This window comes from Dokdonella sp., assembly GCF_049593775.1.
Classification (GTDB): Bacteria; Pseudomonadota; Gammaproteobacteria; order Xanthomonadales; family Rhodanobacteraceae; genus Dokdonella.
On the sequence record NZ_JBAWHJ010000096.1, the window covers coordinates 1 to 13,927 of the forward strand.

Sequence of the window (13,927 nt, forward strand, 5' to 3'; positions counted from 1 at the left end):
GCTATGAAACGAAACGTGTCATGCAAGGCCTGCCACGCGCCTTGTGGCGGCGTCCGGTACAACAGGTAGGCCTTGTGCAGGCGCGCGCCCCCGTGCACGAGTGCGCGGACGGCCGAAAGCGCCACGTGTTTTCTTCGCAATAGCGGAAGACCGCCATTGGGCGCGCAAAAATCATAGAGCACGATGCGGTAGCCGAGCGCGAGTTCACTCTGGAATTCCTGGGCGAGAATGCCCAGTTCCGCACGCTGCGGCGGCAGAGGGAAACTTGCACCGACAATTTGCTTGTCGACCAATCCGGCCAGTTGGGTAACCGGGACCCGCAGCGCTTCGAGCGCTTCCAGTCGCTCTACAGGCGAAGTGCGAAGGCGGTTCATTGCCTTCAATGCTTCGACCAGCATGCGTGCCGTGGCCGAAAAATTGGCCAGCGGCAAGGCCGCGATCCAGCTTCGAACGGCACGTGCCTCGGTGTTGAAATCACCCGCCTTGGGGGCCCGCCGGTCCGGCAGGTCACGCAACAGGCGGCGGTGGTACTCACTCATGGTTTCAATCCCGATCCTGGGAAATACGAGGACTCGCGTAACTTAGCAAAAATCGGGCCCGTCAGTGTCCCGCTCACCTGTTGCCATCACTCCGTGCGCCGCAGCGCCCCATTCACAAGTCGCGCCAGGATTCGGTCTCGCACGGATTCCGGTCGCAGCAGATCCATCCTGGCCAGACCATCCGCGTCCACAGGCCCGGGCGCAAGCAGGGCCGAAAGAAGCTGCGGCCAGGATCGCGGTCGCGCAATGGCAGACTTCAACCAGCCCAGCGCCGCCAGCACACGCAGCTCGACCGCCGTGAAGTCGCTGCCAAATGGCCAGGCCGGCAGAAGCCCGCGTGAATGCGCGCCGTTCAGCCGTTCGCGCAAATTCGCAGGCGTATTCCTTGACCAGGAGGTTGGAATCAGAAAATCCACAGGCAATTTCCGTGCCCTGATCGCCTGCTCGACCAGTGATTGATGGAAACGCGAATCGGCAATCGAAAGCATTGCCAGCACGCAGTCCTCGTCCGACTTGCCGCGCAGGTCGGCAATGCCATATTCACTGACGTAAATATCGCGCAGATGACGCGGTATGGTCGTGTGACCATAATTCCATCGAATGTTCGATGTGAGCTTTCCATTGGACATGCGCGTCGAACGCAACAACAGGACGGAACGCGCGTCATCGAGCTCGTGCGCCAACGCGACAAAGTTGTACTGGCCTCCAACGCCGCTGACCACGCGACCATCTTCGATCGCATCCGAAGCTGCTGCGCCAAGTGCCGTGGCGATCATGCACGTGTTGAAAAAACGCGCCTCGCGGAGCTGCCGCCGGGCCAGGGCCTCGTGTCCACGCTGCAATTGATTGATCTCGGAAATGCGATTCATCGAAAGCCCTTCGAATTCCTCGCCCTTCAATCCTGAAAGCCACTCATACAGTTCCGACGAACCAAGGCAGAAGCCACCGTTGAGGTATCGACCACCACGCAGGTCTCGCCCATGGATGATGGCACCCAAGGCTGCCTGCGCCTCGGCATCATCAAGATTGGCTGGAAAGCTGCTGCCGTCGGGAAAATGCAATCGATCGCCATCCAGTTGGCAGTCTTCGGGCAGGATACCGAAGCGAACCAGGCGCAGGAGTTCGATAGCGCAGACGCGCGCTGGCAACACATCATAATTTCGCAACCGAAGCACGTCGCCCGACCCCAGCCTTTCACCGACTGCGCCTTCATCCAGTGCGCGCTGCAGCGCCAGATCCTCATACACCTTGCGCACCAGGATCCCATTTCTGCGCAAATGCATGAAACCATCCATGACCATCTCACTGGAACCGTGAAGCCCGCGGATAAAAGGTTCACGGCCGCCAACGTCGGCAACAGCCCTGGCCTGCCCATCATCCGCACCAAGCGAATCGATGACCTCGCAATAGCTGGAATTTTCCGCTTGCCTCAGCAGCAAGGCCTGCACCAGCGCATCCGAAAGGGCCCCGATGCCGATCTGCAGGGTGCCGCCATCGCGCACCAGAGTGCTCGCATGCAGACCGATCGCGTATTCGACATCTTCAATGTCCTCGCGTGGCAGCGCGAAGAGTCTTTGCGGCTGCCCCGGCGCATCCAGAACGATGTCGAACAGCGATTCACCACTGCCGACGTCCGCATCACCACCGAGAAACGGCAATTCGTCATGGACCACGCCGATGAACAGTGGCAACTCGGCACCGGCTGCACGCAACAAATCCATCAAATCCAGCGTGATATCCGGATTGCAACCAAGACTGTAGCGCGTTGCAGCGCCCTGCACGCGCCGCGCCGCCAATTGGGCGATAACGTTGATTCCGGCGTTGGCCAGACTTTTTGCAACCATCGTGTAGTTGAGGCTCGCGTGGTTGCGCTGCGCCTGGGTGGAATCGAGCATCGCGCCGGACTGGAAGTAGAACTCATGCACTTTTACGTTGGCCGGCAGCCGATCCGCTGCCATTGCCACTGCATATTCCAGGTGTGGATAGTCTGCTCCGAACTGGCGCGCGAGAAATGGCTCCGCAAATCGACGCTCCAGATCGTTCGCCGGTTCAGGCACTCGCAACGAAAGCGCCGTGTGTATGGTCAAGCGCCGCGACGGGTCGGCTACGATGCGTCGATACAAGGCGTTTATCAGACGATTCGGCTTGCCGAGGCCCAGTGGCGTCGCGAGCACGACATGACTTCCACATGCATGCAGAATGCGTTCGACGCAGGCATCGATGTCTTCAAGTTGCTCAATTGGCTGCATGCGTGACTCGTTCTGCCTGTTGTCGCATCCTACTGCTTCGCGGTACGCATTTGCGCATTGACACCCACGATGGCGGCAAGCTTGGGTATGATCGGGATCGACCGGAGGGGCGCAATGGGTGAACGGTTCAAAATCGCGATAGTCGGATCTGGCCCAGGCGGCCTGTCCGCGGCGGCGCGCGCAGCCGAGCGCAAGGAGTCTCACGTACTCCTCGAAGCCGAACCGCATTTGTCCAACACGATCTACCTTTACCAGAAGGGCAAATACGTGATGGACGAGCCCGGCATCCTGCCGTTGCGCTCTCCGATACCCTTCTCCGCCGGCCTGCGCGAAACCATTCTCGGCGGCTGGGATGAAGCCGCAGCGAACCTGAAGATCAACGTCCGGCACCAGCACGAGGTATCCGCGATAGAACGGCGTGCCGATGGCATCTTCGATATCAAGTGCAAGAACGGCAAGAGCATCGAAGCTGAGGCAGTCGTGCTTGGCATCGGCTTGCAGGGCAACCTGCGAAAGCTCGGCGTCGCTGGCGAAGATCTTCCCTTCGTGCAGTACCAGCTTGACGATCCGGAAGCCTATGAAGGCGAGACGATCGTCGTCGTGGGCGCCGGCGATGCAGCCATCGAGAACGCAGTCGCGCTCGCGAAACAGAACAACGTGGTCATCGTCAATCGCAAGGATGAATTCGGTCGCGCAAAGAAGGGCAATGAACAGGCCATCCTCAAGGCCATCGACGATGGCCTGATCGAGTGCTACTACAACTCGACGCCCGAGAAGGTCGAAGCGCTCAGCGCCGGCCGCAAACCGGGCCGCATGATTCTCAATACCGCCAATGGCCGAGCGCAAATCCTGCTCGACCGCGTCATCGCGCGACTCGGCGCTACCGCCCCGCGCGGATTTGTCGAAGCCTGCGGGGTCGTGTTCCCGAACAAGGATCCGGCATCGGTTCCAGCCATCAGCGCCCAGTACGAATCCAACGTGAAGGGGCTCTACATCGTCGGTGCCCTCGGCGGCTACCCGCTGATCAAGCAGGCCATGAACCAGGGCTATGAGGTCATCGAGTACATCACCGGCACCGCCGTCGAACCGGCTGATGCGCCCCTGCTCAAGGCCAAGTTCACCAATCTCAAGGGAATTGGGAGCGTCGATCAGGCGCTGGCCCAGATCCAGAAGAACGTGCCGGTGCTGTCGCACATCACGCCATTGCAGATGCGCGAATTCATGCTGGATTCGGACATACGGACGCCTGCGGCGGGCGAGGTCATCTTTGAGCGCAACGACTACACCAACAGCTTCTATTCGATTGTCGAGGGCGAGGTCCACATTGAAGTGGAAGGCCGCCCGACGCCTGTCGTCCTGCGCCGTGGCGAATTCTTTGGCGAGATGAGTCTGATATCGGGGCGGCGGCGTTCGGCCACAGTCAAGGCCGGGCCGAATTGCATCCTTGTTGAAACGCCGCGTCGCTCGATGAACCGGCTGATCAATTCGGTCGAGGCGGTCAAGGCCGAAATCGACCGGGTCTTCATCATCAGGGCGATCCAGTCACGCTTCGCGTCGGAGGCCACGACCGAGCAACTCATGGAAATGGCCAGCAGTGCCACGCTGCAGAAGTTCAAGGCAGGCGAGGATGTCTTCAAGGAAGGTGACGAAGGTGACTGCCTGCATCTCGTGCGCGTCGGTTCACTGACCATATCGCGCAATATCGGTGGCAAGGACATCGTGCTGACCTATGTTGCCGCGGGCAACTATGTCGGCGAGATGGCACTCATGGGCGAATCCCGACGTTCGGCCAGCGCACGAGCCGCCATTGCCACGGAAACCATCCGCCTGGATGGCGCCGCATTCAAGAAGTTGTTGAGTCGCATCCCGGCACTCCGACTTCGGCTACAAAAGGAATTCAAGGAACGGACGTCGGCCAACCTGGCCATGCAGTCACTGCCCGGCGGCGGCGACATCATCTCTTTCCTGATGGCACAGGGTGCCGGCGAAGCCACCGACATCCTGCTCATCGACGAATCCCTGTGCGTTCGTTGCGACAACTGCGAGAAGGCCTGCGCGGAAACCCACGGCGGCACTTCGCGACTTGATCGTGAAGCCGGCCCTACGTTCGCCAACGTCCATGTGCCTACATCCTGCCGACATTGCGAGCATCCACATTGCATGAAGGATTGCCCGCCGGATGCCCTGCGTCGCGCACCGAATGGCGAGGTATTCATTGCCGACAATTGCATCGGATGTGGCAACTGCGAACGCAATTGCCCCTATGGTGTGATTCACATGGCAAGCAAGCCACCCAAGAAACCTGGCCTGCTGCAATGGCTGTTGCTCGGCCGCGGCCCCGGCCCCGGCGAAGCGCCGTACGACCCAAAGGCGGTCAAGGATCCGAAAGCCAAGAAAGCGGTCAAGTGCGACATGTGCAAGGACCAGAATGGCGGCGCAGCCTGTGTGCGCGCCTGCCCGACCGGCGCGGCGATCCGGATCAGCCCAGAGGAGTTTCCGGCCTATGCCCAATCGAGACGCTGAACCCACGGCTTGCGCAGCGCGCACCAGCCCGGATCAGGAATAGGAGCGCAGCGTGCACGACTCCATCCTGACCCATGCACGATCCCGCTACCTGTGGATTTCACTGGCGCTGGGCATCGTTTCGATCATTCTCTACGTTTGGCATGAACCGAGCGTGGCGCCAAATGGTGGCACCTGGCTGGGCTACACGCTGGGAACGATCGCCGCATTGCTGATCGTCTGGTTGATGATGTTCGGTATCCGCAAGCGCAGCTATACGACGACGATGGGCAGCACACGCGGCTGGCTGTCGGCGCACATCTATCTCGGCACGATTCTCATCCTGCTCGCCCTTCTGCACTGTGGCTTCCAGTTTGGCTGGAACCTGCACACCTTTACTCTCGTACTCATGATGGTGGTGATATTCAGCGGCTTCTTCGGGGTCTACACCTATCTCCGCTATCCGGCCCTGATGACGCGCAATCGCGAAAGTGCGACACGTGACGCAATGCTCGACGAGATCCACGAGATCGACCAGAACGCACTGGCGCTGGCCGATGGCATTGCACCGGAAATCCATGCCGTCGTGCTGCGCTCGATCGAGAACACGCGTCTGGGTGGTGGAGTCTGGACTCAGCTGCGCGCTCGAGACGGGTCGGACATCGCCATTGCGCGCATCCGCCAGGCCATCGTGCAGCGCGATACCCAGCTCGGTGCCGGCCCAGCGCCGCTGCAGGCCGGCCAGACCATCATTGCCATGGTCGATTTTCTGGCTGGCGGTGCCGATGACAAGCAGTCTGAGGCCCTGCGCAAGCTGATCGACATGCTTTCGCGCAAGCGCAGCCTCGCCACGCGTGTGGCTCGCGATATCCAGTATCAGGCGATCATGGAGATCTGGCTCTACATCCACGTTCCGATGTCGGTCACCCTGCTCGCCGCCCTGATCGGGCACATCATTTCCGTTTTCTTCTATTGGTAGGAACCCAGGCCAAGCGATGATCTGCAGCAGTCCCAGCACCCGCACCGTGAGGCCAGAACCATGCGTTGGCTGATTCGTCGCGTCCTGAAAAAGGGAAAGGGATCGATCTCTTACGAAGATGACACCCACTTCGGTGAAATCCTCAGCATCGGACGAGCGTCCGACCAGGCCATTTTCCTGCCCGACCTGCGTGCCGCGCTGAACCACGCCAGCGTGACTGCAGTCGGCAAGGACAAATATCGCGTCGAATCGCTGATCATTGCCGGCATCCGCGTCAATGGCGAGATCACCTATTCGATCACGGTGGGCTCCGGGGCCGTCATCGAACTTGGATCCACTCGCCTGACCTTGCTTGAGGCCCGCGGCGAATACGATGCCGGCGTCGAGGTCTCGACCATCGACAAGAGCGAGCAGGCCGCGATCAGCTCGAAGCGCAAGAAGCCGACCAGCCTTTCGCAAACCTGGATAGGCAAGCGCTGGCCATCATGGATAGGTTTCCTGCTCGTACTCATCTTCGGCCTGCTGATTCCGGCCGCAACACATGTCGTTCCGGGCTTGAACGACGTGTTGCTGCGGTCACCCCTGCCAAGCACTTCGTTCTGGAATCCCGGCGAAATTGACGCTGCCCACCAGTTCTTCGCCACAGATTGCACGCGCTGCCACCAGAACGCGTTCCTGATGGTTCGCGACAGCGCCTGTACGTCCTGCCACGTCAAGACCAAGGCACATGCAGATCCGGCATTGTTCAATATTCCGGAGCTCGGTGATGCGCGTTGCGGAACCTGCCACCAGGACCACAACGGCAAGCGCGGCATGGTCAGCACCGACCAGCGACTCTGCGCGGACTGCCATTCGGACATCAAGGAGCGCACCAAGGGTGCAAGCCAGATCGCGAATATCAGTGATTTCGGCAATGCCCACCCGGAATTCCACGTCAACCTGCCGGGTTGGAACGCGAATGGAGAGTTCACGCCAAAATCAATGATCTGGGCCAACGGACTCAAGGAAAACTCCGGCCTGAAGTTCAACCACGAGAAGCACCTCAAGGAAGACGGCTTGAATACGCCCAACGGCCGCAAGACGCTGACATGCGAAAGCTGCCACCAGACTGACGTGGCTGGCGCAGCCATGAAGCCGATCAAGTTCGAAACGATGTGCCACGAGTGCCACAAGCTTGGTTTCGATACCCTGGCACCCGAACGCGAAGTGCCACACGCCAACGTCGAGGCGGTGACCTACACACTGGACGAGTACTACGCCAGACGCGGCCTGGAAGGCGGCTATACCGATGCGCGCGCGCCAACCGTCGTGCAGGTCCGGCGGCGTCCGGGATCACCACCGTTGTCCCGCCAGGAGCAGGTTGAGGCTCTCGCATGGGCGCGTGACCGTGCACGCGAATCGGCACGTACCCTGTTTACCGGGAAGGCCTGTGTAACCTGTCATTCAATCAGTCCGCCAGCCGCCGGAGAAAGCAGCTGGCGCGTCGCGCCGGTCCGCGTCTCGGGCATCTGGTACGTCGAAGCGGACTTCAAGCACTCGAAACATGAGACCAAGGCCTGCATCGATTGCCATGAAGGCGCACCGGTTTCGCAGGCATCAAATGATTTGCTAATTCCCGGAATTGACAACTGCCGCGAATGCCATGCCGGGGCCCATGCGAAGGGAAAAGTAGCCAGTACCTGCATCGCTTGCCACGCTTATCACCGCTCGCCGCTACTGACTTTGGACAAGCAGAAATAGTCCTCATCCCTTGACTAAGCTATGATCGGGTCAGGGTTTCGCATGCTGGCTTCGTGCAGGCGATGGGAGGACGAATGGGGATTATCAGATTCGGCACGCTGCTTTTTGGCGTTTCTTTGCTTTTGGCCTGTGGTGGCGGAGGCAACTCGGGGAGCAGTGTCGGCACCAATCCGGCCCCACCTGTCGGAAACGGCGATTCGGGTTGCGCAGGATCCTGTGCCAATGCCAATTCCTTCCTGACAGTCGCGGATATCGAGCAGGTCATCGCTCAGGCCGTCAGCGAAGCACAGGCACTAGGCATGCCTGCGACCATTACCGTGGTCGACCGGGTTGGCAATGTTCTTGGTGCCTACCGCATGACCGGCGCACCGTTGACCCAGAAAGTCAGTTCAGAAAGCGGCATCTCGGGAGGCCTTGAAGGCCTGGACGTGCCCAGCGAGTTGACTGCCATTTCCAAAGCGGTCACGTCCATCTACTTTTCATCTGAGGGCAATGCTTTCGGCTCACGCACCGCAGGCCAGATCGCCCAGGAGCACTTCAATCCTGGCGATATAACCGCCCCTTCCGGTCCATTGTTCGGCGTTCAGTTCTCGCAGCTCCCCTGCTCCGATATCAGCCAGCGTTTCAACGGCGTCGGCCCGGATGCCGGACCGCATCGCACGGCAATCGGCCTTGCCGCTGATCCCGGTGGCCTGCCGTTGTACAAGGCCGGGGTTCCGGTGGGTGCCGTCGGCATATCCGCGGATCCCATCTACGGCGTTGACAGGTTCGCCGGAGATATCGACACCAATATCGACGAAATCATTGCCGTCGCCGGCACCTATGGCTTTGCCGCCCCGCTCGACCGCCAGGCTGACACCATCACGGCTGGCGGCCTGACCCTGCGCTACGCGGATCTCGAATTCAGCGATCTGGCCAGGGATCCGGCAACAGCGCCGCCGTATACGTCGCTGGGGCCGGGTGATGGCGCCGTGTTTCCGATACCAGAGTTCTTCAGCGGAACGATTGCGCGCGGAATGGCCTTCGGCCAGCCGGAATCCGGCATTCGCCCTGAGCCGACGCTGTTCCCCGGGCTTGACGCCTTTGTCGTAGTCGACAACAACAACGTCAACCGCTTTCCGCCGATCGATGGCACGGACGGCCCCAATGCCCTGACCTCCAACGAAGTACTGACCCTGCTCAGCGAGTCGTTGGCCATTGCCAACAAGACGCGCGCACAGGTGCGCAAGCCACTGGGCTCCCCCGCCGGCGAGACGGTCGTCGTAGTCGATACCAACGGAGTAGTGCTCGGTATCGTGCGATCAAGAGACGCACTCGTGGACGCCGTCGACGTGACCACCCAGAAGGCGCGCACGGCAGCATTTTTCTCCAGCCGCTATGCCGCAGCAGACATCGATGCGGTACCGCCTGTCACCTTCTTCTCAAGCACGCTTGATCTCGCCAACGGTGTGGTCGCACTGAATTCGTCAGGCACCAGTGATCCGTCTACCTTCGTCACTGCACTGCAGAATTTCATCCCGCAACCCGGCGCACTGACTGACGGATCGATCGCCTACTCGAATCGCGCGATCGGCAATCTTTCCCGCCCGTTCTATCCAGATGGCGTTGAAGGCCGGCCGCCCGGCCCGTTCAGCCTTCCGATTGACCAATGGAGCGTATTCAATACCGGTCTTGAGCTTGACCTCGACTACACGCAAATTGCGTTGTTCGTGGCTTACTACCTGCAGCAGGCTGGCCTCACCGTTACCATTGATGGAAATGTCGTCGACCCGCTCTCCGATTCGCCGCGCAACTGCACGGGAATTGACCGCCTGCCGAATGGCTTCACCCTGTTTGGCGGCAGCGTGCCGATCTATCGCGATGGTGTTCTGGTTGGCGCGATCGGCTCTTCGGGCGATGGCACTGACCAGAGTGACCTGGTCGCCTTCCTCGGCTTGCACAATGCCGGTGTCGCGCTGGGTGGCGCCATTGGCAATGCACCAACCACCATGCGTGCCGATACGCTGGTTCCGCGTGGGGCACGCCTGCTCTATGTGCAGTGCCCACAATCGCCGTTCCTGAACTCTACCGAGCAGTACGTATGCGAGGGCAAGTGACATGCACAACGCACACTTCCGCCGCTCTGTCCTGACCACGACACTGGTCGCCGCGCTTTCGTTCAACGCCCCTGCCGCGTTGGCGCAGGGATCCAGCGTGCCGGCCAACTGGCTGCAGTTGATCGGCCTGTTGCCAGCGCCGACCTATGATCCCTACCAGTCGCAGATTCCGCGTCGACGGCCAGGGCATCCTCCCGAACCATTGCCCATGTTCGTCGAACAGAATCCTGATGCATTGAATCCGGCTCCGATCGATCAGGTTGGCAATTTCATACCGGTGCCGGATCGCTGGCGCATCATGGAATCGCTCGGCGCCGATACGCCGTGGTACGACCCGTACAACCAGAACATCCTCAAGGGTGACAAGCCGTTTCACGGCGAAGACTGGTTCTTTGCCTTCACAGGCATTTCCGACACCTTGCTGGAACCGCGCGGCATCCCGACACCGGTTGGCCCGCAGTCGGGCCCATCTCCGGGCTCCAACGACGTCCTTGGCAAGACCAATCAGGTCATCTTCGCGGAAACCCTGATTACGAGCTTCCTGATCTACAAGGGCGATACGGCCTTCAAGCCGCCAGACTACGAATTCAGGGCCACGCTCGCTTTCAACTACAACTATGTGCACACGGAAGAGGTCCGCGCACTGCAGATTGATCCGACCTTCGGTACCAATCGCGATGACGGATTCATCGGCGTGCAGGAGCTATTCTTCACCAAGGATTACCGCACTGCATCGTCACGCTACGACGTTGATGAAGTGCGCATAGGCATCCAGCCCTTCTCTGCCGACTTCCGCGGTTTCCTGTTCCAGGACAACCAGCTCGGTGTGCGCTTTTTCGGTAATCGCGACAACAATCGCTGGCAGTACAACCTGGCCTGGTTCCGTCGTCTCGAGAAGGACATCAACTCCGGACTGAACGACATTACCGAGCCGCTCCGTGATGACGACATCTTCCTAGCCAGCGTCTATCGCCAGGATTGGCCATTCATCGGCTTCGTCTCGCAAGGCATCGTTGCCTACAACCGCAATCGTGAAGATTCGAGCTTCTACGACTCGAACGGATTCATCCAGCGCCCGGCAGCGCTGGGACGCGAAGCAGGACGCACCTATGATGTCGGCTACATCGGCTACAACGGTGATGGTCACATCGGACGCCTGAATCTCACTGTCTCGGCCTACGCCGCGATCGGCAACCAGAAGAATGGCGTTTTCGTCGCCGAAGAAACCGATATCCGTGCAGGGTTCTTTGCTGCCGAGGCTTCGATGGACTTTGACTGGATTCGCCTGCGCGGCTCGCTGGCATGGGCCAGTGGTGACGATGATCCGTTTGACGATGTCTCCAACGGCTACGACGCAATCTTCGAGAATCCGATCTTCGCCGGCGCCGACTCCAGCTACTGGATCCGCCAGAATATTCCCCTGATCGGTGGCGGCGGAGTGACTCTGGGTGGGCGCAACGCCATCCTGCCGGCGCTGCGCTCGTCCAAGGAACAGGGCCAGTCGAATTTCGACAACCCGGGACTGAACCTGATCGGTATCGGTGCGGACTTCGACATCACCCCACAGTCGCGCATCTCGACCAATATCAACGAACTCTGGTTCGACGATACCGAAATCCTGAAGACGGCAAGGGCCACGTCGAGTGTCGGCAGGAACATCGGTACCGATGTATCGCTTTCATGGATATATCGGCCGAAATTCACCCAAAACATCATCTTTCGCCTTTCCGGCGCCCTGCTGCTACCGGGCCAGGCGTTGAAAGACCTGTATGGAACCGACACCACCTATTACACGGTGCTCGGCAACTTGATTCTCACGTACTAAGGGGGCGCGCAAGACAATGAAGCGATCCATCGCTGCCATCTGTATTGCCATCGTCCTGCCATGGGCAGGTTCTGTCCTCGCGTCAGGCGGGGGTGCCAAGGAAGTCGAACGCGAATACGTGACTGCGCCAAACGCGCCGGCATTCCAGACCTGGCCACAGGCCGACGAGAAGTCATCGGGCTGCATCACCTGCCATACCGCAACTGACCGCAAGACCATGCATGCAAGCCCGGCCGTCGTGCTCGGCTGTACTGATTGCCATGGCGGCAACCCAAGCGTGAATGCACCAGGCGGCGGCAAGGAAAGCGTCGAATACCTTTCAGCCATGGAGTCGGCACATGTTCTGCCGCGATTCCCGGAAAAGTGGCCAACCAGTGCCAACCCGGAGCGCGGCTACACCTGGTTGCTCAAGGAAGCCCCCGAATTCGTGCGCTTCGTCAATCCAGGTGACCTTCGCATCGCGCGCGAAGCCTGCGGCTCCTGTCATCTACCGATCATCCAGGCGAACGAAAAGAGCCTTATGGCCAATGCGGCAATGTTCTGGGGCGCGGCTGCGTACAACAACGGCATTCTTCCGTTCAAGCATTCGATCCTCGGTGAAGCCTATGGTCGCGACGGTGAAGCGATCTCCATGGACAACGGCATTCCCAATGACGAAAACATGGACCGGCTCGGTGTGCTGCCGAAGATCAATCCGATGCCGGCATGGGAAACGGTTCCCCCTGGCGACGTATTCCGCGTGTTCGAACGTGGCGGCCGCAACATCAACAACATTTTTGCCGAGATCGGCCTGCCCAACGAGTTCGGCCAGATCCAGCGCCTTGAGGAACCCGGACGTCCCGATCTCAAGCAATCCTTCCGCGGCCCAGGTACCGGCCTGAGGGTTTCCATTCCCGTACTCAACATCCACAAGACCCGTCTCAATGACCCGTTCCTCTGGATGATGGGCACGAACGACAACCCCGGTGATTTCCGCTCATCCGGATGCAGCTCCTGCCATGTGATCTATGCCAATGATCGCGACCCACGTCACTCGGCGGGCTATGCAAAGTTCGGCAACATGGGCGCCAGCCAGCAGGTCGATCCGACCATTCCGCGCGATGTGCAGGGACATCCGCTCAAGCACGAGTTCACACGCCAGATTCCAACCAGCCAATGCATGATCTGCCACATGCATCAGCCGAACATGTTCATCAACTCGATGCTCGGCTACACCATGTGGGACTACGAGTCTGATGCCCCATTCATGTGGCCGGAAGAACAGCAGTATCCCGACGCGGAAAAAATGCGCAAGATCCTCGACCGCAATCCGGAAGAAGCGGCAGTGCGCGGCAAATGGGGCGATGTGGACTTCCTCAAGGATGTCTCCCTGCTCAATCCGCAGTTGAAAGATACCCAATTCGCCGACTACCACGGCCATGGATGGAATTTCCGCGGAGTCTACAAGCGCGATCGCAAGGGCAACCTGCTTGACGCGGACGGCGGCAAGATTGCCGACGACGATCCGGAGAAGTGGGAGAAAGGCGTCCACATGTCGTCGATCCATGTCGATGTCGGCATGCAGTGCGTCGACTGCCATTTCGCGCAGGACAACCACGGCAACGGCTACCTCAAGGCCGAAGTCATGGGCGCCGTCGAGATCCAGTGCCAGGATTGTCACGGCACGGCCGATGCGCTTCCGACCCTGAAGACATCCGGGCCGGCAGCATCCAAGTACGGCACCAACCTGCTCCTGATTCGCAATACTGACGGCAAGAAGCGCTTCGAATGGGTCGGCGATGATCTGATCCAGCGATCGGCGGTTACACCCGATCTCGAGTGGACCATGAGTTTGGTCAAGCAGACTGCAGATCCCATATCGGGCTCCTATAACGAAAAGGCCACACGCGCACATACGATGGGCACCGGCACCGACGAACTCCGTTGGGGATCAGACGTGCCTGCCGACGAACGCGCGCACGGCGAAGACAAGATGCTTTGCTATTCCTGCCATACCT

General features: G+C 59.9%; 8 protein-coding genes. 6 read left to right on the plus strand and 2 right to left on the minus strand.

The window, feature by feature from the left end; translation table 11 throughout:
* Both WBP53_RS03320 and WBP53_RS03325 read right to left on the minus strand, forming a co-directional pair.
* Positions 1-539 (minus strand): hypothetical protein (locus WBP53_RS03320; RefSeq protein ID WP_423925912.1); only part of this gene is annotated, 539 nt, incomplete at its 3' end.
* Between the two features lie 86 nt (positions 540-625).
* A complete protein-coding gene (locus tag WBP53_RS03325; protein WP_423925914.1) occupies positions 626-2,788 on the minus strand; it encodes an acetyl-CoA hydrolase/transferase C-terminal domain-containing protein in 2,163 nt (720 codons plus the stop codon).
* 114 nt (positions 2,789-2,902) lie between these two features.
* Here WBP53_RS03325 and WBP53_RS03330 point away from each other — a divergent pair, with 114 nt between their 5' ends.
* From WBP53_RS03330 to WBP53_RS03355, 6 genes are all read left to right on the plus strand, one after another.
* The gene (locus tag WBP53_RS03330; RefSeq protein ID WP_423925916.1) at positions 2,903-5,311 is read left to right on the plus strand and encodes a cyclic nucleotide-binding domain-containing protein; all 2,409 of its coding nucleotides are present in this window, start codon (positions 2,903-2,905) and stop codon (positions 5,309-5,311) included.
* Between the two features lie 52 nt (positions 5,312-5,363).
* A complete protein-coding gene (locus WBP53_RS03335) occupies positions 5,364-6,269 on the plus strand; it encodes a hypothetical protein (protein WP_423925918.1) in 906 nt (301 codons plus the stop codon).
* A gap of 60 nt (positions 6,270-6,329) precedes the next feature.
* Positions 6,330-8,009 carry a hypothetical protein gene (locus WBP53_RS03340; RefSeq protein WP_423925920.1) on the plus strand — a complete coding sequence of 560 codons (1,680 nt, stop codon included), beginning with the start codon at positions 6,330-6,332 and terminating at the stop codon, positions 8,007-8,009.
* A 74-nt stretch (positions 8,010-8,083) separates the two neighbouring features.
* Positions 8,084-10,105, plus strand: coding sequence for a heme-binding protein (locus tag WBP53_RS03345; RefSeq protein ID WP_423925922.1), 2,022 nt, complete (start codon positions 8,084-8,086; stop codon positions 10,103-10,105).
* 1 nt (position 10,106) lies between these two features.
* A complete protein-coding gene (locus tag WBP53_RS03350; RefSeq protein WP_423925924.1) occupies positions 10,107-11,930 on the plus strand; it encodes a hypothetical protein in 1,824 nt (607 codons plus the stop codon).
* 16 nt (positions 11,931-11,946) lie between these two features.
* Positions 11,947-13,927, plus strand: a 1,981-nt coding sequence (locus tag WBP53_RS03355) for a hypothetical protein (RefSeq protein WP_423925926.1), incomplete at its 3' end; no start/stop codon positions are given.